Annotated in this window: 12 protein-coding genes; 4 read left to right on the forward strand and 8 right to left on the reverse strand. The window is 74.1% G+C overall.

From position 1 onward, the window contains the following. Positions 1 to 332 precede the first annotated feature (332 nt). Together ACIRQF_RS09755 and ACIRQF_RS09760 are read right to left on the reverse strand one after the other, a co-directional pair. Complete coding sequence (locus ACIRQF_RS09755; protein ID WP_404090419.1) at positions 333 to 1526, reverse strand: pyridoxal-phosphate dependent enzyme; 1194 nt, start codon at positions 1524 to 1526, stop codon at positions 333 to 335. Further along, complete coding sequence (locus ACIRQF_RS09760; protein ID WP_404090422.1) at positions 1526 to 3757, reverse strand: hypothetical protein; 2232 nt, start codon at positions 3755 to 3757, stop codon at positions 1526 to 1528. The genes ACIRQF_RS09755 and ACIRQF_RS09760 overlap by 1 nt, the downstream gene beginning before the upstream one ends. Positions 3758 to 3974: 217 nt before the next feature. On the opposite strand from ACIRQF_RS09760, the gene ACIRQF_RS09765 reads away from it, so the two are divergent. After that, on the forward strand, positions 3975 to 5423 hold the full coding sequence (locus tag ACIRQF_RS09765) for a PP2C family protein-serine/threonine phosphatase (protein WP_382481969.1): 1449 nt from the start codon (positions 3975 to 3977) through the stop codon (positions 5421 to 5423). 411 nt (positions 5424 to 5834) lie between these two features. On the opposite strand, the gene ACIRQF_RS09770 is transcribed toward ACIRQF_RS09765, so the two are convergent. Beyond that, the gene (locus ACIRQF_RS09770) at positions 5835 to 7325 is read right to left on the reverse strand and encodes a hypothetical protein (protein WP_376635114.1); all 1491 of its coding nucleotides are present in this window, start codon (positions 7323 to 7325) and stop codon (positions 5835 to 5837) included. Between the two features lie 237 nt (positions 7326 to 7562). On the opposite strand from ACIRQF_RS09770, the gene ACIRQF_RS09775 reads away from it, so the two are divergent. The 3 genes from ACIRQF_RS09775 (at position 7563) to ACIRQF_RS09785 (ending at position 13461) form a co-directional block, all read left to right on the forward strand. Further along, a complete protein-coding gene (locus ACIRQF_RS09775; RefSeq protein ID WP_382481967.1) occupies positions 7563 to 8690 on the forward strand; it encodes an aminoglycoside phosphotransferase family protein in 1128 nt (375 codons plus the stop codon). Positions 8691 to 9144: 454 nt separating this feature from the next. Continuing rightward, positions 9145 to 11094, forward strand: a complete 1950-nt coding sequence (locus tag ACIRQF_RS09780; protein ID WP_404090426.1) for an N-acetylmuramoyl-L-alanine amidase — start codon at positions 9145 to 9147, stop codon at positions 11092 to 11094. 168 nt (positions 11095 to 11262) lie between these two features. Further along, positions 11263 to 13461: a germacradienol/geosmin synthase gene (locus tag ACIRQF_RS09785; RefSeq protein WP_404090429.1), complete on the forward strand. Its 2199-nt coding sequence runs from the start codon at positions 11263 to 11265 to the stop codon at positions 13459 to 13461. A gap of 49 nt (positions 13462 to 13510) precedes the next feature. Here the strand turns inward: ACIRQF_RS09785 and ACIRQF_RS09790 are convergent, their stop codons facing one another. The 5 genes from ACIRQF_RS09790 to ACIRQF_RS09810 all read right to left on the reverse strand — a co-directional run bounded on the left by ACIRQF_RS09790 (position 13511) and on the right by ACIRQF_RS09810 (position 18481). Next, complete coding sequence (locus tag ACIRQF_RS09790; RefSeq protein ID WP_382481960.1) at positions 13511 to 13876, reverse strand: RNA-binding S4 domain-containing protein; 366 nt, start codon at positions 13874 to 13876, stop codon at positions 13511 to 13513. A 17-nt stretch (positions 13877 to 13893) separates the two neighbouring features. Next, the gene (locus tag ACIRQF_RS09795; protein ID WP_376635123.1) at positions 13894 to 14394 is read right to left on the reverse strand and encodes a hypothetical protein; all 501 of its coding nucleotides are present in this window, start codon (positions 14392 to 14394) and stop codon (positions 13894 to 13896) included. 49 nt (positions 14395 to 14443) lie between these two features. After that, positions 14444 to 17659, reverse strand: coding sequence for an ATP-binding protein (locus ACIRQF_RS09800; protein ID WP_404090433.1), 3216 nt, complete (start codon positions 17657 to 17659; stop codon positions 14444 to 14446). A 136-nt stretch (positions 17660 to 17795) separates the two neighbouring features. Beyond that, positions 17796 to 18191: an ACT domain-containing protein gene (locus ACIRQF_RS09805; RefSeq protein ID WP_404090436.1), complete on the reverse strand. Its 396-nt coding sequence runs from the start codon at positions 18189 to 18191 to the stop codon at positions 17796 to 17798. Positions 18192 to 18238: 47 nt separating this feature from the next. Next, a complete protein-coding gene (locus ACIRQF_RS09810; protein WP_376635129.1) occupies positions 18239 to 18481 on the reverse strand; it encodes a DUF397 domain-containing protein in 243 nt (80 codons plus the stop codon). Between the last annotated feature and the right edge of the window lie 89 nt (positions 18482 to 18570).

An 18570-nucleotide genomic window follows, 5' to 3' on the forward strand; every position in this document is an offset into this window, starting at 1 on the left:
CCCCGGCGCCGTACCGCCCTGCGGGCCGACCTGGCGACCCGCGGGCCCGACCGGCGGGGCCGGCCTCGCGGCCGGGTGCCTGCGCCCGGACTGCCCGGCATGGCGGGTGAGAGGGGCGCCGCGCCGTCGGCGAGACGACGTAAAGATCACGGTCCGAGGGACGATGGTCACGCGGTCGTGGGGCCGGGAGCCCTTGAGGACGAGTCCGGCGACCGCCGGACCGGCAGCGGTCCGTTCGGCGAACCCCTCGTCGGTGACGGGCTGCCGAGCAGTCCCGGCGTGCTCTCCGGTCGAGTGGTGGCCGACGGGCGGGAGCCCCTGCCCGGGGCGGCTCATGCCTGGGTGAGGAGCGCCTTCACCTCGTCCCATCCAAGGTCCGTCGGTGCGTGGGTGTCGCGGGCGGTGGCCGTGTCCTTGTAACCGCTGGAGGTGACGACGCAGACGACGGGGCCGTCCTCGTCGGCGGGGCCGTGCGCGCGCAGGCTCGCGAGGCCTGCGGCGGAGGACAGCTCGCACCACAGGCCCTGCGAGGCCAGTTCGGCCTGGGCGTCCGCCATCTGGCGGTCCGTCACCTTGCGGGCCGCTCCGCCGGTCGCCCGCAGGGCCACGACCCCGCGGTAGCCGCTGATCTCGCAGTCGATGGCGTACGCGGCGGTCGGGCCGACCGGGACCCGTGCCGCGTCGGCACCGGTGCGCATCGCCTCGGTGAGCGCGCCGGCGGCGGCCGGCTCGGCCGCGTACACGCGCGGCACCGAGTCCGTGACGCCGAGGCGGGCCAGCTCCTGGAAGCCCTTGGCGATGCCGAAGAGCAACTCGCCGTAACCGGTGGGCACATGGACGGCGGCGGGAGCACGGCCGAGTTCGAGGGCGATCTCGTAGGCGATGGTCTTGTACCCCTCCGGCCCGAAGGGGTGGCCGGTGTGCGCCGTTTCGGTCACGCTGCTGACCGACTGGTAGTCCAGCTCGGCCACGATCCGGCGCATCAGGGGGCGTACCGAGGCGTGCGGGACGGTGAGGACGGTCGCGCCGTAGGCACGCAGGTGGCTCGCCACGGCCGGCGGGGCGAAGGGCGAGGTGAAGACCACGCACGGCAGGCCGGCCCGGGCCGCGTACGCGGAGGCCGACGCGCCGTGGTTCCCCGAGGACGACACGACGATCCCGCGGGCGCCCGACCCCACCGCGGCACTCACCGCGACACGGTTCAGCCGGTCCTTGTGGCTCCACGTCGGATTGCGCGACTCGTCCTTGACCCACACCCCGTCGGCCAGCCGCACCAACGGCGTGTCGCCCTCACCGAGGCCCGGCGCGGCGAGCGGCGGCAGCAACGGCGCCCATCGTTCCAGACCGTGGGCCGCGGGGCGGGTGAACAGGTCGCCCGGAACGCGGTCGTAGGCGTAGTCGACGTCGAGGGGGTACGCGACGGTGTCGGTGGACAGGACCGGATCACCGGAGGCGAGCGGAGGCCACAAGGGGTGACGCACGCTCGGGTCTCGTAGCGAACGTTGCTCGGTGGCGAGGGAGTTCATCAGCCCATCCTCCTCTGGAGGGCGGCCAGGGCCCCGGCGCGTCGGCCGGGCACCGCGCGGCGCAGCTCGACGAGCGCGGGACCGAGCGCGCGGGCGCGGGCCGGATCCCGGATCTGCTCCCACTGGTGGTGCGCCCGGTCCACCGCCCCCTCCACGTCCGGCTCGTCAGGCCCCTGGCGCAGCCCGAGCCGGGCCTGCGCGGCGGCGATCCACAACTCGCAGCTCCGCGCGGGCTCCCCTGCGAGACGGGCCAGATCCGCCCGCACCTCCACCCAGTGCAGCGCCTCCCCCGACCGCGGCCCGTACCGCCGCAAGGCGTCGCTCTCCCAGGCGGCTGCCATCGCCGCCGCCTCCCCGTGCCGCCCCGCCATGGCCGCCGAGAGGATCGCCGGATGCGGATCCGCCTCGCTCCCGGGCCGCGGCGGCCCGTCGGGCCCGGCGCCGGCGGCTGCCCCGGAACCGGGCACATGCCTCCGCGGCGTCTCCGGTGCCGCTACGCCCCCGGGGGCGTAGGCGGGCCGCGGCGGCACAGAGACCGGCGGGGAGGGTGCGACAGGGGCGGGGAGAGGCGCGGGGGTGGGGACGGGCTTCGGCGCGTCGCCGGCCGCGGGGCCGTGCGGCGGCACACCGACGACCCGCTCCGGGTGCGCCGCGTTTGGCTCCGGAATCGGACGCGGCTGCGGCTCCGGCTCCGGCTGCGGCTGCGGCTGCGGCTCGACGGTCGGCTCGGGCCGGGCCGTGGGGGCCGGTTCGGCGTTTCCGTCGGGAGCGGTCTCGGGAGTCGACAGGCGTCGTGACTCGGACGCCGGCTCCGGCTCCGGCTCCGGCTCCGGCTCCGGCTCCGGCTGAGGCTCCGGCAACCGCTGCGGCTGCGGCTGCGGTTCGACGGGCGGCTCGGGCCGGGCCGTGGGGGCCGGTTCGGCGTTTCCGTCGGGAGCGGTCTCGGGAGTCGACAGGCGTCGTGGCTCGGACGTCGGCTCCGGTTCCGGTTCCGGTTCCGGCTCCGCCTCAGCGGGCGGGTCAGGAGTCGGTTCGGGGTGCTCCCCGTACTCGGTGACGGGCCTGTCGCCAGCCGAGGCGACCGAGCCCGCAGGCCCCACGGCCGGCTCCGCGGCCGGTTCCCCGGCGGGGCGCCGGGGCCCTTCGTCCGCGATCTCCCGACCGGCGGACGTATCCCGAGCGGCCACCGCCGCCCCCGGCTCCGGCTCCGGCGCGTCCGTCGTTCCCTGCCGCTCGGCCCTCGGCGCATCGCCCGTCGGCGCGTCGTGCCGCGCGGACGACGACGCGCGAACCGACGTGGCAGGCCGAGCCTGCTCGGCGGCCGGTTCCGTGACTCCGTGATCCTCGATCCCCGCCGTGGCAGCGGGAGTTGCGGAAGGCGGCATCACTTTCGAGCCGAACGGCGCTCCGGGCGCCCGTTCCGCACCGGCGGACGTCGCCGGCGGCGTCGCCATGGCCCCGGCGCGCTGGGCGCCGAGGCTCGCCGCCCGTTGCGCGAGACCCGCCCCGCCCAGGCGGCGGGTCGGCGGGGAGTCCACGAGCGCCACCGCCCCGAAGGGCTGTGGCAGGGGCGCCACGGTGGGCGCGGCTTCGGCCGGGAGGGGCGGGGCGAGGAGCAGCGACTCCGACTCGCTCACCGCTGCCGCGGCTGCCGCCGCCTCCGCGTGGAGCGTGGGGAGCGGAGGGCGGACGCCCGTGCGCCAGAGGGTGGCGAAGTGGCGGAGGTAGTCGGGGGCGAGGAGGGCACCGCGGCGCGGGAACGGAGTGATGCGGGCGTAGAGGGGAACCGCCTGCCCGAGGTTCAGGGCGTTCCGGTCGGCGGCCAGGCGCTGCCACAGCTCCGGATCGGCGGCCAGGTCGGCGACGACCGTGGTCGTGCCGGGGCGGCGTGGCGCGAGCTCGGCGGCGAGCCAGTGCCAGGGAAGTCCGGTGTAGCGGAGGGTCGTCGGCGTGCTCCGGGCGAGTGCCAGGTGGGGCAGTTGCTGGCGGCGGTCCAGCTGGAGCTGGCCTGCCAGGTAGAGGGCGAGCGGGCCGGGGCTCGCCGCGGCGGCGCGCAGCCTCGTGAGGACGGTCTGCGGGTCGAGCGGGTCCGCCAGTTCGACGACCGTCGCCATGTCCGTGCCTGCGAGCGCCCCGGCCGGGACCGCCGCGAGCGCGGGCAGCACGGACGCCGCGTCGATCGCCCGCCCCCGTCCGGCCGGTGCCGCGGCCAGCAGCAGCGCTGTGCCCATTGTGTTCTCCGAGTCGCTCACCACAGCAGCACCGTAACCCGTGCCGGTGTGGCCGAATGTCGACTGGTCCCCCGGTGGGCCTCGGGCATATGCCATAAGCACCACCGTATCGAGTGTTGCCAAATCACTTACGAGGTGTCCCGGGCTGTGCCAAAGTCGAACCCGGGCTTCACCTTCCAGACTTGGCCGCGCCACGTCGCCTGCATCGGAGTACGACATGCCGTCCCATCTCTTCGCGGACCGTCCCGCCCAGCCTCCAGAGCCAGGCACGGTGGACGCGCTGATCTCGCAGACGCGTCGCCTGCGGGGCGACGTGGACGCGGTGCGCCGGGACGCCGTCGTGGACGAGGACGACCCGCACAACCGGTGGCAGCGCGCCCTGTGCGATCTGGCCGTGCACCAACTGGACGATCTCGACGAGCATCTGGGCCAGTTGAAGGAGGGCCTGCCCGGCCAGTTCGAGGCCGACTCGCCGGCCGCCTACGCCGAGTCCGCCTTCGAGGCGGCCGTTCCCGCGCCCCGGCTGACCGGTTCGCTCCTCTCCCGGGTCGGCAGCGCCGAGTGGGACCTGCTCACCGACGACGTGCACTGGTCCGACGAGCTGTTCCAGATCTTCGGCCGCCCGGAGGAGAGCGGCCCGATGTCCCTCGACGAGCTGCCCTCGATGGTCTTCGCCGAGGACCAGCCCCTCCTCCAGGCCATGGTGACGGACTGCCTGATCGACGGGAAGCCGATCGACGGCGAGTTCCGCATCGTCCGCACCGACGGCCGGGTCCGCACCGTCCACATGACGGGCGAGCCGGTCCTCGACTCCGACGGCTGCACGGCCTCCATGTGGGCCGTGCTGCGCGACGTCAGCGAGCTGCGCCGCAGCGAGCGGGCGGTGCGCGAGAGCCGCGACACGCTCCAGCGCCATCAGCACATCGAGCACACCGAGCGGCGCGTCGCGGTCGAACTCCAGGAGGCCGTGCTGCCGCCGTGGCGCGGCTCCCTCCGCTTCGCGCACGACGGCCCCGCCCCGCTCGACGTGGCCGGGCACTATCTGCCGGCCGCCACGACCGGTCTCATCGGCGGCGACTGGTACGACGCGCTGGCGCTCCCGGACGGGGACGCCCTGCTGACGGTCGGCGACCTGACCGGGCACGGCGTGTCGGCCACGTCCTCCATGGCGATGCTGCTGGGAGCGCTGCGCGGCATGGCCGTGGCCGGCATCCGGCCGGGGGCGCTGATGGGGCACCTCAACCAGCTCCTGGAGACCTCCGTCCAGCCGGCCCTGGGCAGTGCGATGTGCTGCCGCTACGATCCGGCCGCCCAGACCCTCAGCTGGTCCCAGGCCGGCCACCCCGCCCCGCTGCTGTTCCGCGACGGGACGGGGCGCGCCCTGGTACGGCCGGAGGGCGTGCTGCTCGGCGCCACGACCGGCGCCGTGTACGAGGAGGCCGAGACGCGCCTGCTCCCCGGTGACCTGCTGCTGCTCCACACCGACGGACTGACCAGGACCGACGACTGCATGGACGACAGCGGAACGGAGCGCCTGCTCGCCCTCGCGCCGCGTCTGTGCGCCGCGCGCGACGCCCAGGACGGCGTCCGTTCGGTGTTGGAGGAGTTCGGCGAGGGACCGCGCGAGGACGACGCCTGCGTGATGGTGGTCCGGGTCGGCGACTAGACCGTTCCGGCTGCGACGGTGGCTCCGTCAGGGCCGTACGGGTTCACGGCGGTACCGGACCTTCATGGCTCGCACGGGACATCGGCCGGTGCGAACCGCCACGGCCGATGGGGTGTCCCCACCTGGGACCCCACACGGCCGAACACGCGTACACGACGCCACGCCCCGATGCCGCACGCCGGGCCACGCCACGCTGCGTGGGCGCGCTGTCGACGACACACCGCAGGACGCGAAGTCCCCCGCGAGACACGCCCGAACGCGTTCGGGACACCCCGCGTCACGCCGTGATGTCAGGAGCCGGACCGTCGAACCGTGCGCCCGCTGCGTTCGCTCCCGTTCCGCGTCCCGTGGCTTTCGGGCGTCGCCGGCGGCGCGAACCCGTACGGCGCCGGGGCCGGCCTTCCGCGCCGGTCATGCCTCTCCCGTCCTGGGGCGGTTCGCCGGCGCCTTCGGGAGGGCGGTCTCGATCTCCTCGCGCAGGTCCTCGATCTTGTTGTAGCCCGCGTACTGGCCGGTGAGCCGGTACATCTCGCGCAAGCGGTCCCAGGTGCGGTGCGATGAGGTGTCGCCCATGGAGACGAGGGCGAGTCGCGCGTAGCGGTCCGCCTGCTCCGGGTCGTCGGCGATGAAGCAGGCCGAGGCGAGCGAGATGTGGTCGAAGAGCTTCGAGCGGTCATGGCCGTGCCGCCGGAGCTCCAGGGCGAGCTTGGCGTGGCGCTGGGCCGGGACGGCGGCGGCCGGATCGTGCTCGGCGAGCGTGCGGTAGGCGAGTGCCTGCATGCCGTGCAGGTCGGCCTCGTCGAAGTTCTGCATCCAACTCGGCTTCTCCGCACCCTTGTCGGAGACGAAGAGGTCCTCGGCCTCGCCGAGGGTGCGGCGCATCGCCTGGCCGCGTCCCATCGACGCCTGCGCCCAGGCCTCGATGGTCTGGAACATGGCCTGGGTGCGCGGCAGCAGCCGCTCCCCGGCGCCGGACTTGGCGAGCTTCATCAGATCGAGCGCCTCGTCGGGCCGGCCCAGGTGGACCATCTGGCGGGCGGCGCGGGAGAGCGCCTCGCCGGCGCGTGGCCGGTCGCCGCCCTCGCGGGCCGCGTGGGCGGCGATGACGAAGTACTTCTGTGCGGTGGGTTCGAGGCCGACGTCGTGTGACATCCAGCCGGCCAGAACGGCCAGGTTCGCGGCGACGCCCCACAGGCGCCGCTGGAGATGGTCGGGGTGGTGGTAGGCGAGCATGCCGCCCACTTCGTTGAGCTGGCCCACGACCGCCTTGCGCTGCAGGCCGCCACCACGGGAGGCGTCCCAGGCGCGGAAGACCTCGACGGAGCGTTCCAGGGCCTCGATCTCCTCCGACCCGATGGGGGCGGCCTCGTAACGGTCGTACCCAGCGGGGTCGGCGTGGAGGGGATCGACGGCGCCGGGGGCTGCGCCGGAGCGTGCGGGGTCGGTGTGGAGCCAGTCGTGCATGGCGCTGGTGAGTACGGAGCCGGCGGCAAGCGCGGCGCCCGCGCCCACCAGGCCGCGTCGGTTGAGCATGAGGTCCATTCCCGTGAATTCGGTGAGGACCGCTGCCGTACGTTCGGGCGCCCAGGGCAGCCCGTCAGGGTTGTCGGTGTTCCTGACGTCCCGCCGCTTGCCGGCGCGCCCGTGTCGTACGAACCCGAGGTCCTCGATGGTCACGACACGGCCGAGTCGCTCGGTGAACAGCGCTGCCAGCACCCGGGGCACGGGATCGCGGGGGGTCTCCCCCATGTCGATCCAGCGCCGCACCCGCGAGGTGTCGGTCGCCAGCTGGGGGTGGCCCATGGCCGCCGCCTGCCGGTTCACAAGTCTCGCGAGTTCGCCCTTGGACCAGCCGGCGAGGCCGAAGAGGTCCGCCAGGCGGGTGTTGGTCTGTCCGGTCACGTCTAAGCCCCCAGGTTCTCGGCTGAGTTGACAGTAACCCCCTGTCATAGGGCTGGCGACTATTCGCCAGGGTTCGCCAGGGTGCGCCCGATGTTCCGCCACCCGCGCCCGGGTGTCAGGTAGGAATGCGCCACCTCGCCCCGTCGACCGGCCCTCATTTTCCCCAGGGTGCGGTTCGGTCGGGCGGGCGGGGCGACGCACGCAACTCGTCGGCGCACGAAGGGATCTGTCACCTCCATGTACACAGCATCGTCCTCCGTGACCGCCCCGCCCCGGCCGCTGCTGCGCACCCTGCCGGCCGGTTCCGGACCGTACCTGGCCCCCGTTCCCGCGCAGGGAACGGTGCGGCCGAGGCGCTGGGCGGGGAGCACCGTCCAACCCAGTGGAAGAATCGATCTGTCCGGCCCCCAGGGCGCGCAGCTGCGCATGGCGATCGCGTCCGTCCACCGGATCTGTCCGGAGTTCAACCCGGTGCAGGTGCTGCGACGCAGCGGACGTTCCGTGCTGATCGTCGGCACGACAGGACGGACCACGGCGGTCGCGAAGTGTTTACTGGACCACTCCCCCGCGTGGGTCGAGCGGTTCAGGCACGAAATAGGGTCGTACCGCTCGTTCGTCCGGCACCGTCCCCCGGTGCGCGCGCCGCGGCTGATCGCCGCGGACCCGGAGAACTGCACGCTGGTCATCGAGCGGATGCCGGGACGGGCGGCGGCATTGACCCGCCACCCCGTCGAGGCGCCGCCCCGCGCGGACGTCCGGGCCGCGCTCGGTGCGGTCGCCCGGCTGAACGCCTGGCGTCCGCCGGCCGGGACCTTCGACGCGCCGCTCGACTACGGAGCGCGGATCGCGCGCTACCACGAGCTGGGGCTGTTCACCGACCGGGACCGGGACGACCTGCAGAAGCTGCTGCACGGGCTCGCGCAGGCGGGCGGCCGGCAGGGCATGGGGCAGTTCTGTCACGGCGACGCGCTGCTGTCCAACATGCTGCTGTCGCCGGCCGGTCCGGTGCTGGTCGACTGGGAGCACGCGGGCTGGTACCTGCCCGGGTACGACCTGGCGACGCTGTGGTCGGTCCTGGGTGACGCGCCGCTGGCGCGGCGTCAGATCAGTCAGCTGGCGCAGCAGGCGGGCACGGCCTCCCGGGACGCGTTCCTGGTGAACCTGATGATCGTGCTGACCCGGGAGATCCGTACGTACGAGACGGCGGTGCAGCGCACGATGAAGGAAGCGCCTCCGGGCGGTTCGGTGCCGGTGCCCGCGGGGGCGGTGTCGCCCGGCGAGGAGCAGCGGTTGTTGCTGCGGCGGCTGCACGACGACTGCGCCATGGCACGGCGGGCCGTGCGCGCGGCGGTCGGGACGCGCTGAGCGGGCCGACACGAGACGGGGGTGGCGCGCCGCGCGCCCGGTGCCGACACACCGGGAGCGCGGCGCTTCCGTGTGCGCCGGAGGAAGGGTGGCCGTTGCGCCCGATTCCGTGTGCGCCGGAGGAAGGATGGCCGTTGCGCCCGATTCCGTCCGCGCACAGGGGCAACCGGGGGGGGGAACCGGGCGGCCCCGTTCCGTGCGCGCCCGAGGACGGAGTGGCCTGCGGGGGCCGCTGCCACGGGTCTGGGCCAGGAGCCGGGAAATCCGCCCCCGCCCCCCTTATTGGTCTACTCCACTGACGCGCCGCAGGCGGGCGCACCGCCCGCGCGAAACTCTTCTGACGTGGGAAATCGCCTGTGTGGAGGGGTGATTGACGGATGGTCCGGGACCCGCTACCCCTGTACGGGTTCGGTCCCGCACGCCCCCGCTCCCCCATCCGTTCCTGGAGGCTGCCTTGCTCCGTTCCACGTCCCTCAGACGTGTCGCGCCCGTCGCCCTGCTCCTGCCCCTGCTGTCCGGCGCGCCGACCGGTTGGGCGCCGGCCACGGCGGACGAACCCGTGGCGGGCTCGCTGCAGCGGCAGTTCGCGGTGGCGGCCGATCGGCACGGTGTCCCGGAGAGCGTCCTGCTCGCCGTGTCGTACCTCCAGTCGCGCTGGGACGCCCACGGCGGCGCGCCGAGCGTGACCGGCGGCTACGGTCCGATGCATCTGACCGATGCGGTGACCGCGCTCGCCGAGGCGCCTCATCACGCGGAGGGCTCGGAGGACGCCCGGGGTGACGAGGCGCGGCCGCCGCGGCTCGCCGCCGAGACCGTCCCGCCGCCCGTGCCTGCCGCGCTGCCGCCCCGCCTGCGGACGCTGGAGCGTGCGGCCGAGCTGTCCGGCCGGTCCGCCGAGGAGCTCCGGACGAGCACGGCGGCGAACATCGAGGGCGGCGCGGCGCTGCTGGCCGCCGCGCAGCGCGAGGCGGGGCTGCCGGCGAGCACGGATCCGGCCGCCTGGTACGGGGCCGTGGCGCGCTACTCGGGCGCGGACGACTCGGCGACCGCGACGGCCTACGCCGACGACGTCTTCGACGTGATCCGCACCGGCGAGTCCCGGACCACGGACAGCGGGCAGCGGGTCGCCCTGGCCGCCGACCCGGCAGTCGCCCCGGCGACCGGCCAGGTGGCCGCGCTCGGGCTGCGCGCGCCCGCGAGGGGTCCGGTGGAGTGCCCGCCGTCGGTGGCCTGCGAGTGGATCCCGGCCCCGTACGAGGAGTTCGGGGACGGCGACTACGGCAACCATGACCTGGGCGACCGGCCGGGCTCGCAGTCGGTGGACTACATCGTGATCCACGACACCGAGGCGAGCTGGGACACCACCCTGAAGCTGGTGCAGGACCCGACGTACGTGTCGTGGCAGTACTCGCTGCGTTCCTCGGACGGGCACATCGCACAGCACCTGTCGCTCAAGGACGTGGGCTGGCACGCGGGCAACTGGTTCGTGAACGCCAAGTCGGTGGGCCTGGAGCACGAGGGCTTCCTCACCTCGCCGGACTCCTGGTACACGGAGGCGATGTACCGGACCTCGGCGCGGCTCGTGCGCTACCTCGCGAAGCGGTACGGCATCCCGCTGGACCGGCAGCACGTCCTGGGCCACGACAACGTGCCGGGCACGGTCACGTCGACGATCAAGGGCATGCACACGGACCCGGGCCCGTACTGGGACTGGGCGCACTACTTCCGGCTGCTGGGCCGCCCGATCACGCCGAGCGCGGGCCCGGACGCGGGGGTGGTGACGATCCGGCCGGACTACGCGACGCACCAGCCGGTGTACACGGGGTGCGTGACCGCCGGGGAGGCGTGTGCGCCGCACGGGAGCGGGGCCGTGCGCCTGCACACCGCGCCGAGCGCCGACGCGCCGCTGGTGCAGGACATCGGGCTCCGGCCGGGCGGGCAGGCTTCGACGACCGGGGTCAACGACACGGGGGCGCGGGCCTCCACCGGCCAGAGCTTCGCCGTGGCGGAGCGGCGGGGCGACTGGACGGCGATCTGGTACCTCGGTCAGCGGGCGTGGTTCCACAACCCGAAGCAGGCGCCGACGGCGGTGAACGCGCGGGGGATGGTGCTGACGCCGAAGGAGGGCGTGGCGTCGGTGCCGGTGTACGGGCGGGCCTATCCGGAGGCGTCGGCCTATCCGGCCGGTGTCCCGGTGCAGTCGGTGTCCCCGCTGCCGTACAAGCTCCTCGCGGGCCAGCGGTACGTGGTGGGCGGCCGTACCCCGGGCGAGTACTTCTTCGCACCAACGTTCGACGTCACGGGTCACACGGTCGTGCGCGGCCAAGAGGAGTACTACGAGATCCAGTTCGGCCATCGGGTGGCCTTTGTGAAGGCCGCTGACGTGCAGGTTTCCCGGGCCTGAGCGGGATCCGGCCGAAACCTGCCGCCACGGGAGGGGGTGCCGTCCGGACCGCCGTCCGGACGGCACCCCCGTCGACTCGTATGACTATTGCGGTGTTCGCGTGAGCGCCGGGCCGACGGGTAATGCTCGGCCGGACGACAGCCCCGCTCACCGAAAGGCCTTCTCGGCATGGCTCAGCCCTTCGTTCTGCCGGATTTCTATGTCCCGTATCCGGCGCGGCTCAATCCCCATGTGGAGGCGGCCCGCACGCACACCCGGGACTGGGCGCGGGAGATGGGGATGCTGGAGGGCTCCGGAATCTGGGAGGAGGAGGACCTCCGGTCCCACGACTACGCACTGCTCTGCTCGTACACCCACCCCGACTGCGACGAGGAGGCCCTGTCCCTCGTCACCGACTGGTACACGTGGGTCTTCTTCTTCGACGACCACTTCCTGGAGATCTTCAAGCGCTCCCGGGACCGCAAGGGCGGCAAGGCGTACCTCGACCGGCTCCCCCTGTTCATGCCGGCCGACCCGGCGGCGGGCATGCCCGAGCCGGTCAATCCGGTCGAGGCGGGTCTCGCCGATCTGTGGCGGCGGACCGTTCCGTCGATGTCGGAGGCCTGGCGGGTGCGGTTCGCCGAGGCGACCGAGCATCTGCTGTACGAGTCGTTGTGGGAGCTCGACAACATCCATGAGGGGCGGATCGCCAACCCCGTCGAGTACATCGAGATGCGCCGCAAGGTGGGCGGGGCTCCCTGGTCGGCGGGACTGGTCGAGTACGCGGCGGGCGCCGAGGTGCCCGAGCAGGTGGCGTACGCGCGGCCGCTGCGCGTGTTGCGGGACGCCTTCTCGGACGCGGTCCACCTGCGCAACGACCTCTTCTCGTACCAGCGTGAGGTGGAGGAGGAGGGCGAGAACAGCAACGGCGTGCTCGTCCTGGAGAAGTTCCTCGGGTGTACGACGCAGGAGGCGGCGAACGCCGTCAACGACCTGCTGACCTCGCGGCTGCAGCAGTTCGAGAACACCGCGCTCACCGAAGTGCCCGCACTCTGCGTCGAGAAGGGCCTCGGCCCCGTGGAGGCGGCGGCGATCGCCGCGTACACCAAGGGCCTCCAGGACTGGCAGTCCGGCGGCCACGAGTGGCATCTGCGCTCCAGCCGGTACATGAACGAGGGCCTGGTGAAGGGGACTTCGGGATTCGACGGCCCGATCGGCGTCTCCGCGCTCGACATCAGGAACCTCTTCGGCCGGCCCGCCGCCAGCCGGCTGCGGACGCTCACCCACCAGCCGCACCAGAGCGTCGGGGCCCTGCCTCTGCCGGAGTTCGACCTGCCGTACCCGCTGTCCCTCAGCCCGCACCACCCCGAGGCGCTCCGGGCCTCGCTCGACTGGGCGCAGGGAATGGGGCTCCTCGACGACATCTGGGACCGGCCGACGGCCGAGGGCTTCGACCTGGCGCTCTGCTCGGCGGGGCTCGATCCGGATGCCACCCTCGAGGAACTGACGCTCAGCACCCTGTGGCTGACCTGGGGCACCTACGCCGACGACTACTACCCCTACGTCTTCGGGCGGCCGCGGAACCTGCTCGGTGCCCGGTTGCAGACCGACCGGCTCAAGACCTGCATGCCGGTGGAGGATCCGTCCGCCGGCGCGGCGGCCGCGTCGAACCCGCTGGAGCGGGCGCTCGCCGACGTGTGGGCACGGACGGCGGAGCCGATGGGCCCCGCGGCCCGGACCCAGCTGCGGACGGCCCTCGACGCGATGCTGGACAGCTGGATGTGGGAGCTGCAGAACACGGCCCAGCACCGGGTGCCCGACCCGGTCGACTACATCGAGATGCGCCGCAGCACCTTCGGGTCCGAGCTGACGCTGCTGATGTCCCGGCTGCGACGGGCGGAAGTGCTTCCGCCGGAGCTCCATGAGACCGGCACCGTCCGCGCCCTGGAGGGCTCGGTCATGGACTACGCCACGCTGATGAACGACCTCTTCTCGTACCGGAAGGAGATCGAGGTCGAGGGCGAGCTGCACAACGCCGTACTGGTGTTGCAGACTTTCTTCGACTGCGACCGCCCGACCGCGACGGCGATGGTCGACGACCTGATGCGCGGACGGCTCCGCCAGTACGAGCACGTGAAGAGGCACGAAGTTCCTCTCCTCTATGCGGATTTCGGGGTCGACGCGCGGGGACGGGCGGCCTTCGAGTCGTATCTGCGGGAGCTGGAGGACTGGTTGGCCGGCATCCTCAACTGGCACCGCAACGTGCGCCGTTACGGTGCCGAGGACGCCCGCAGGAACAGCGCCACGGCGCTGGCGCGCGGCGGCCCCAGGGGCCTCGGGACCTCGGCGGCACGGATCACGGCGACGTTCGGCGTGCCGGTGGCCTAGCCGGACGCGACAGGCCCCCGGCACCAGCCGGGGGCCTGTCGTCCGTGCGTTACGGGCGCTGTCCGCGCAGCTGGTCGAGCTCGCGGCGGTCCCGCTTGGTGGGGCGGCCGGCGCCACGGTCGCGCACACCGGCGACGGCCACGTGCTCGCGGGGCGGCGGCGGAGGGCTGTTGTCGACGTAGGCCTCGGCGGCCGCGGGCGGGCCGACCCGCTTGGTGAGCAGCTCCTTCACCTCGACGATCCGCTCGCGGCCGCCGTGGAAGACGCGTACCTCGTCACCCGGCTTCACGGGCTGCGCGGGCTTGGCCCGGTCGCCGTTGACCTTCACGTGCCCGGCCCGGCAGGCCGCGGCGGCCTGGGAGCGGGTCTTGGTGAGCCGGACCGCCCAGATCCAGCTGTCGACGCGTGCGCTCATCGGCCCCCGCCTCCCGGTCAGCCCTGCTGGAACAGCTCGGCGGGCAGCGGCTTGAGCAGCGCGTACAGATCGTCGGTGATGGGCCGGTCCCAACTGGCGATGGTCACCAGGACGTTGTCGCTGCGGTCGAACTGGACGCAGGAGATGCGGCTCTCCGAGAGCTTGATGCGGCGCACGATCAGCAGGTTGTCGCCCTGCATCACCGGGACGTCCTCGCGGTCGAGGACCTCGACCGGCTCGTCGTTCTCCAGGGCCGCGAGGAGCTGGGCCACCTCGAAGGGGACCTGCCCGTCGGCGAGCTCGCGTGCCGGGGAGCCCTCCGGGAGATTGCCGATGATCATCGCGGGGCCGCGGCCGCCGAACAGGTCGTAGCGCAGGAACACGCCCTGGCAGCTGCCGTCGGGGGCCGGGAGCAGGCCGGCGCCGAGATTGCCGGGCCAGTCCCCGGGGTCCATGGCCAGGACGTCGAAGTCCGGACCCGCGGGTGTGGCGGCGCTGCGGCGGCGGAGGAAGGACATACCGCCATGGTACGTGCCCCGGCGCGCGGTGCGGCGCGCCGGGGCGGCGTCAGGTGCCTTCGCCGTGGAGTGCCTGAGCGAGTCCGGCGCGGTCGGTGCCGAGCTTGCGGTACACGGCCGAGAGCAGACGGGTGACGGTGGCGCGGTCGCCGCCGAGTACCCCGGCCGGGTCCTTGCCGCGGGCGGTGAGCTCGGCGGCGGTCCGCTCACGGGCGGTGAGCGTGTCGGTGCCGGCGGCCAGCAGGGCGCGGGGCCGCAGCCCGGCTGCGGCGAGCTCGCCGCGCGCGTCCTCGACCAGCGCGTCCGCGCCGCAGCTCTGCGCGGTCTCCAGGCCCCGGTAGAGGTGCTCGGCGGCCTCCTGGGTGCGGCCAGACCGGCGCAGCGCGGTGCCGAGGGCGACCAGGGAGCGGGCCAGCTCGTAGGCGGCGGGCGAGCGGTCGAGCCAGTCGACGGACTCCTCCAGGAGCTTGACCCGCTCGGTGTCCGGGGAGACCTCGGCGGTGACGCGGAGCGCCTGGCCGATCGCGGAGGGGGCGCCGTACTGGCGGGCGCGGGCCACGGCGGCGAGCGCCGTCTCGCGGGCCCGTCCGGGGGTCTCGAAGGCCTCGGCGAGGGCGAGGTGCGACTGCCAGGGGCACCAGGCGGGATTGCGCATGCCGCGCGGGTCGAGGCGGCGGCCGACGGCGGCGAACTCGGCGGCGGCCTCCTCGGTGCGGCCGGTGGCGAGGAGCAGTTCGGCGTGGACGGTCTGGGAGTCGGGGAAGGTCACGGCGGCCGGGAACGGCTCGCCGAAGTCGTGGGTGCGGGCGACCCGCTCGGCCTCCTCCGTACGGCCCCGGGCGAGCAGGACCTCGATCATCACTCCGACGGCGTACCACAGCGCGGGTGTCCGCGGGCCGACGCGCTCGGCGAGCCGCAGGCCCGCGCGCACGAAGTCCTCGGCCTCGACGAGCCGGCCGCGGCGGTAGCGGATGTACCCGAGCAGGGTGTACGCGAAGGACAGGTGCGCGCCGCGCCAGCCCTGCCGCTCGAACTCGGCGGTGCCGGCGGCGAAGAGCTCCTCGGCGCGGCCGGGCCGGTCGGCGTAGAGGAAGGTGAGGGCGACGAGGACGGGGACCTCGAAGCCGCGGCTCTCGTCGGCCCAGCTGAGGCCGCCCTGCAGGGCGCGCTCGGCATGGCCCACGGCGACGGCCGAGGGCTCGGCCCGCAGGGTGGCGTCCCAGGCGCGCAGCCCGATGATGTACCGCTCCGTGAGGTCGCGGCCGGTGAGCCGGTCGGCCAGGCGGGCGAGCCGCCGGGAGCGGGCCGGGGAGTCGGGCTCGTCGGCGCGGAAGGCGTCCCACATGAACTTCTCGGACTGCATGCGCAGCCTGCTGCGGGCGTCGGTGGTGAGCCGTGACTCCCGGCCGAGGAGCTCGGAGGCCTCGACGAGCCGGTCGCTGTGGGCGAGGACCTGGGAGAGCCGGTAGACGATGCCGTGCCGCAGGGCGGGCTCGGCGACCGGTTCCTCCAGGGCGGCGCGGAGGTGGTTGACGGTGGTGGCGGGCTCGGTGAGCAGGGAGGCCGAGCCGAGCTCGAAGAGCACGGCGGCCCGCTGGTCGTGGTCGGGGGGCTCGCGCAGGGCGCGGGCCAGATAGCGGCGGGCGGTGTCGGGGGCGCCCGCGCGCAGCGTCTCCTGGGCGGCGGCACGCAGGTTCTGCACGACCCAGGGGTCGCCCTCGGGGTGGGTCTCGACGAGGTGGCGGGCGGCGGCGGTGGGGCCGAGCCCGGCGTCCACGACGCACCAGGCGGCCTGGCCGTGCAGGGCCACCCGGGTGGCGGCGGGGATGGCGTCGTAGACGGCGGTGGCGATGAGGGGGTGGACGAACTCGAGGGTGTCCGTCTCCTCGTCGGCGGCCTCGGCCAGGACGCGGGCGCGGCGCAGCAGTCCCGCGCTGCGGGCGACCTCCTCGCCGCCGAGTCCGGCGACGGCGCCGGCGAGCTGCGGGGAGATCTCGGTGCCGAGGACGGCGCAGGCCCAGGCGAGGCGCACGGTGGCGGTGCCGAGCCGTTCGATCTGCGCGATCAGCCCGCTGCCCTTCACGGCGGCGGCGATGTCGCGCAGCGTGTGGGCGCGGTCGGCGACGGGCTCCAGGCCCCGGTCGCGGATCCTGGCGGCGAGCTCGACGGCCTCGAAGGGGTTGCCGGAGGTGACGGCCCAGCACTCGCGGCAGAACGCGTCGTCGGCGTGGGCGCCGACGCGGTCGCGCACGAGCCGGGCGATCGCGGTCGAGGTGAGGGGCTCGAGGCCGAGCGGCCGCTGCCCGGACCGGCGCCCGGTGAACTCCTCACCAGAATCCGGGAGTTCGTCGGGGCGGTAGGCGACGACGAGCAGCATCGGCAGCTCCTCGGCGCGCGGGGAGAACGCGGAGAGCCAGCCGAGCGATTCGGGGTCGGCCCAGTGCGCGTCGTCGAGGACGACCACGAGCGGTGCGCGGCGTACCGCGAGATGGGTGAGCACCCAGTCGAGTCCGTCCCGCAGTCCCTGCGGGTCCGGCGGCGCGCCCTCGGCGGCCGTGCACAGACCGAGCGCGGGGCCGACGATGTCGTACCAGCTGCCGAGCCGCTCCCGCAGCTCCGTGCGGGAGGCGGCGGCGAGCTGCGGCTGCAGCAGCTGCCGTGCCACGTGGAACGCGACCCGCTGCTCCTGGTCACCGCCCCGCGCGGACAGGACGGTGCATCCCTTGGCGGCGGCGCGCCGGCGGATCTCGGCGAGCAGGGTGGTCTTCCCGAGCCCGGCGGGCGCGGCGTAGGCGAGCACTCCACCGCGCCGGACCCGGCCGGCCTCCCGTCCGGATTCGGCCCCGGGCGCGACCCCGCAGTCCCGGACCACGCGCAGGAGCGGTGTGCCGGGCGCCTGGCGGGGCCGGGGGACGCGCGCGGGCCGGCCGGTGCCGTCGGCGCCCGGGCCGGCGGAGGGGAGGTGGTCGGCGCGCCCGGCGCCGGGCCCGAAGAGCGACCCGTGGCGAGCACCGCCGGGCCGGGCCGTGGCGTCCTCGAGATCCGCCGGATCGGCATCGGTGCCGTCGGCCCCTGCCGCTTCCCGGCTCTCCTCCGCCGTACGGTCCGCGGCCCCCACCGCGCCGTCCGCCTCGCCCCGGTACCAGGGCGCCTCCGTGCCATGCCCCGTCAGGAGGTTCAACGCCTCTTCAGCCGCCGCGAGTTCGGCCTCGCGCTCGATGAGGCCGAAGCCTCGGCCGGCCGGTCCGCCGGTCTGTGCCGCCATGGTTCACCCCACCCACGCTGGGGGCGCACATCCGGCGCACAAGGGGTGCGTCCGGGGCGGTGGCCCCACGAAAGCCCCAGCGTACGCCGCACAGCACCCCCGAGGAGGAAGATTGTGCAGGTCGTGTGAACAAGCCTCAGAAGCGCCCGGCGAGCGCCGTCAGCACACCCAATGCCTCCTCCGCGCGCGCGTGTTCCACGAAGAGATGGTCGTGGTGGAATCCGGCCACGACGTTGCAGCTGAGCCCCGCCTCGGCGAGCGCTCCCGCGACGGCCGCGGTGAGACCGACGGCATCCAGTGCCGAGTGGACCCGCAGGGTGATCCAGCCGGCCACGTAGTCGTACGCCAGCGAGGCCGCGTCGGCGTCCTCCTGGCGTACGACCATCGTCAGACCCTCGGTCTCGGCGACGGTGACCACGGGCGCGATGCCTGCCGGGGCGGGTCCGTCCACGGTGGTGAAGACGTAGCGGCCGGGACGGAGCTCCGGCCGCATCCCGGCGAGCAGCCGGGTCAGATCACGTTCTGCGCTCATGATCACCACCCTAGGGCGGCCACCGCGACGCGGCCTCGCGCCCCGCCTCAGGTCAGGTCGAACTCGCCGTCCCGCGCGTTCACCACGAACGCCCGCCACTCCGCCGGGGTGAACACGATCGACGGCGCCTCGGGGCGACGCCCGTTGCGCATCGCGATGAAGCCCTCGACGAACGCGATCTCGACGTCCCCCACGCCCTGGCTGCCGGAGCGCCAGTCCGCCTGCGACAGGTCGAGGTCCGGAAGGTCCTGCCCCGACCAGGCGTGCTGGGTCATGGTGCTGTTCGCCACGTCCGTGCTCCTCTCGCGTTCTTCCCAAGCATCACGCGTCACGCTGTGCTGCTCGTCCGGGCCTCAGCGTAGCGAGCGGTAGGGGACGC

Origin of the sequence: Streptomyces sp. NPDC101191 (assembly GCF_044767915.1) — a bacterium.
In the GTDB taxonomy this organism is placed as follows: Bacteria; Actinomycetota; Actinomycetes; order Streptomycetales; family Streptomycetaceae; genus Streptomyces.

What these genes read in the sequence shown, in the direction of transcription:
- ACIRQF_RS09805 (WP_404090436.1), bottom strand. Translation starts at nt 18,191, where the DNA reads ATGAGCGCAGAACGTGATCTGACCCGGCTGCTCGCCGGGATGCGGCCG.
- ACIRQF_RS09800 (WP_404090433.1), bottom strand. Translation starts at nt 17,659, where the DNA reads ATGGCGGCACAGACCGGCGGACCGGCCGGCCGAGGCTTCGGCCTCATC.
- ACIRQF_RS09785 (WP_404090429.1), top strand. Translation starts at nt 11,263, where the DNA reads ATGGCTCAGCCCTTCGTTCTGCCGGATTTCTATGTCCCGTATCCGGCG.
- ACIRQF_RS09760 (WP_404090422.1), bottom strand. Translation starts at nt 3,757, where the DNA reads ATGGGCACAGCGCTGCTGCTGGCCGCGGCACCGGCCGGACGGGGGCGG.
- ACIRQF_RS09755 (WP_404090419.1), bottom strand. Translation starts at nt 1,526, where the DNA reads ATGAACTCCCTCGCCACCGAGCAACGTTCGCTACGAGACCCGAGCGTG.
- ACIRQF_RS09790 (WP_382481960.1), bottom strand. Translation starts at nt 13,876, where the DNA reads ATGAGCGCACGCGTCGACAGCTGGATCTGGGCGGTCCGGCTCACCAAG.
- ACIRQF_RS09775 (WP_382481967.1), top strand. Translation starts at nt 7,563, where the DNA reads ATGTACACAGCATCGTCCTCCGTGACCGCCCCGCCCCGGCCGCTGCTG.
- ACIRQF_RS09765 (WP_382481969.1), top strand. Translation starts at nt 3,975, where the DNA reads ATGCCGTCCCATCTCTTCGCGGACCGTCCCGCCCAGCCTCCAGAGCCA.
- ACIRQF_RS09795 (WP_376635123.1), bottom strand. Translation starts at nt 14,394, where the DNA reads ATGTCCTTCCTCCGCCGCCGCAGCGCCGCCACACCCGCGGGTCCGGAC.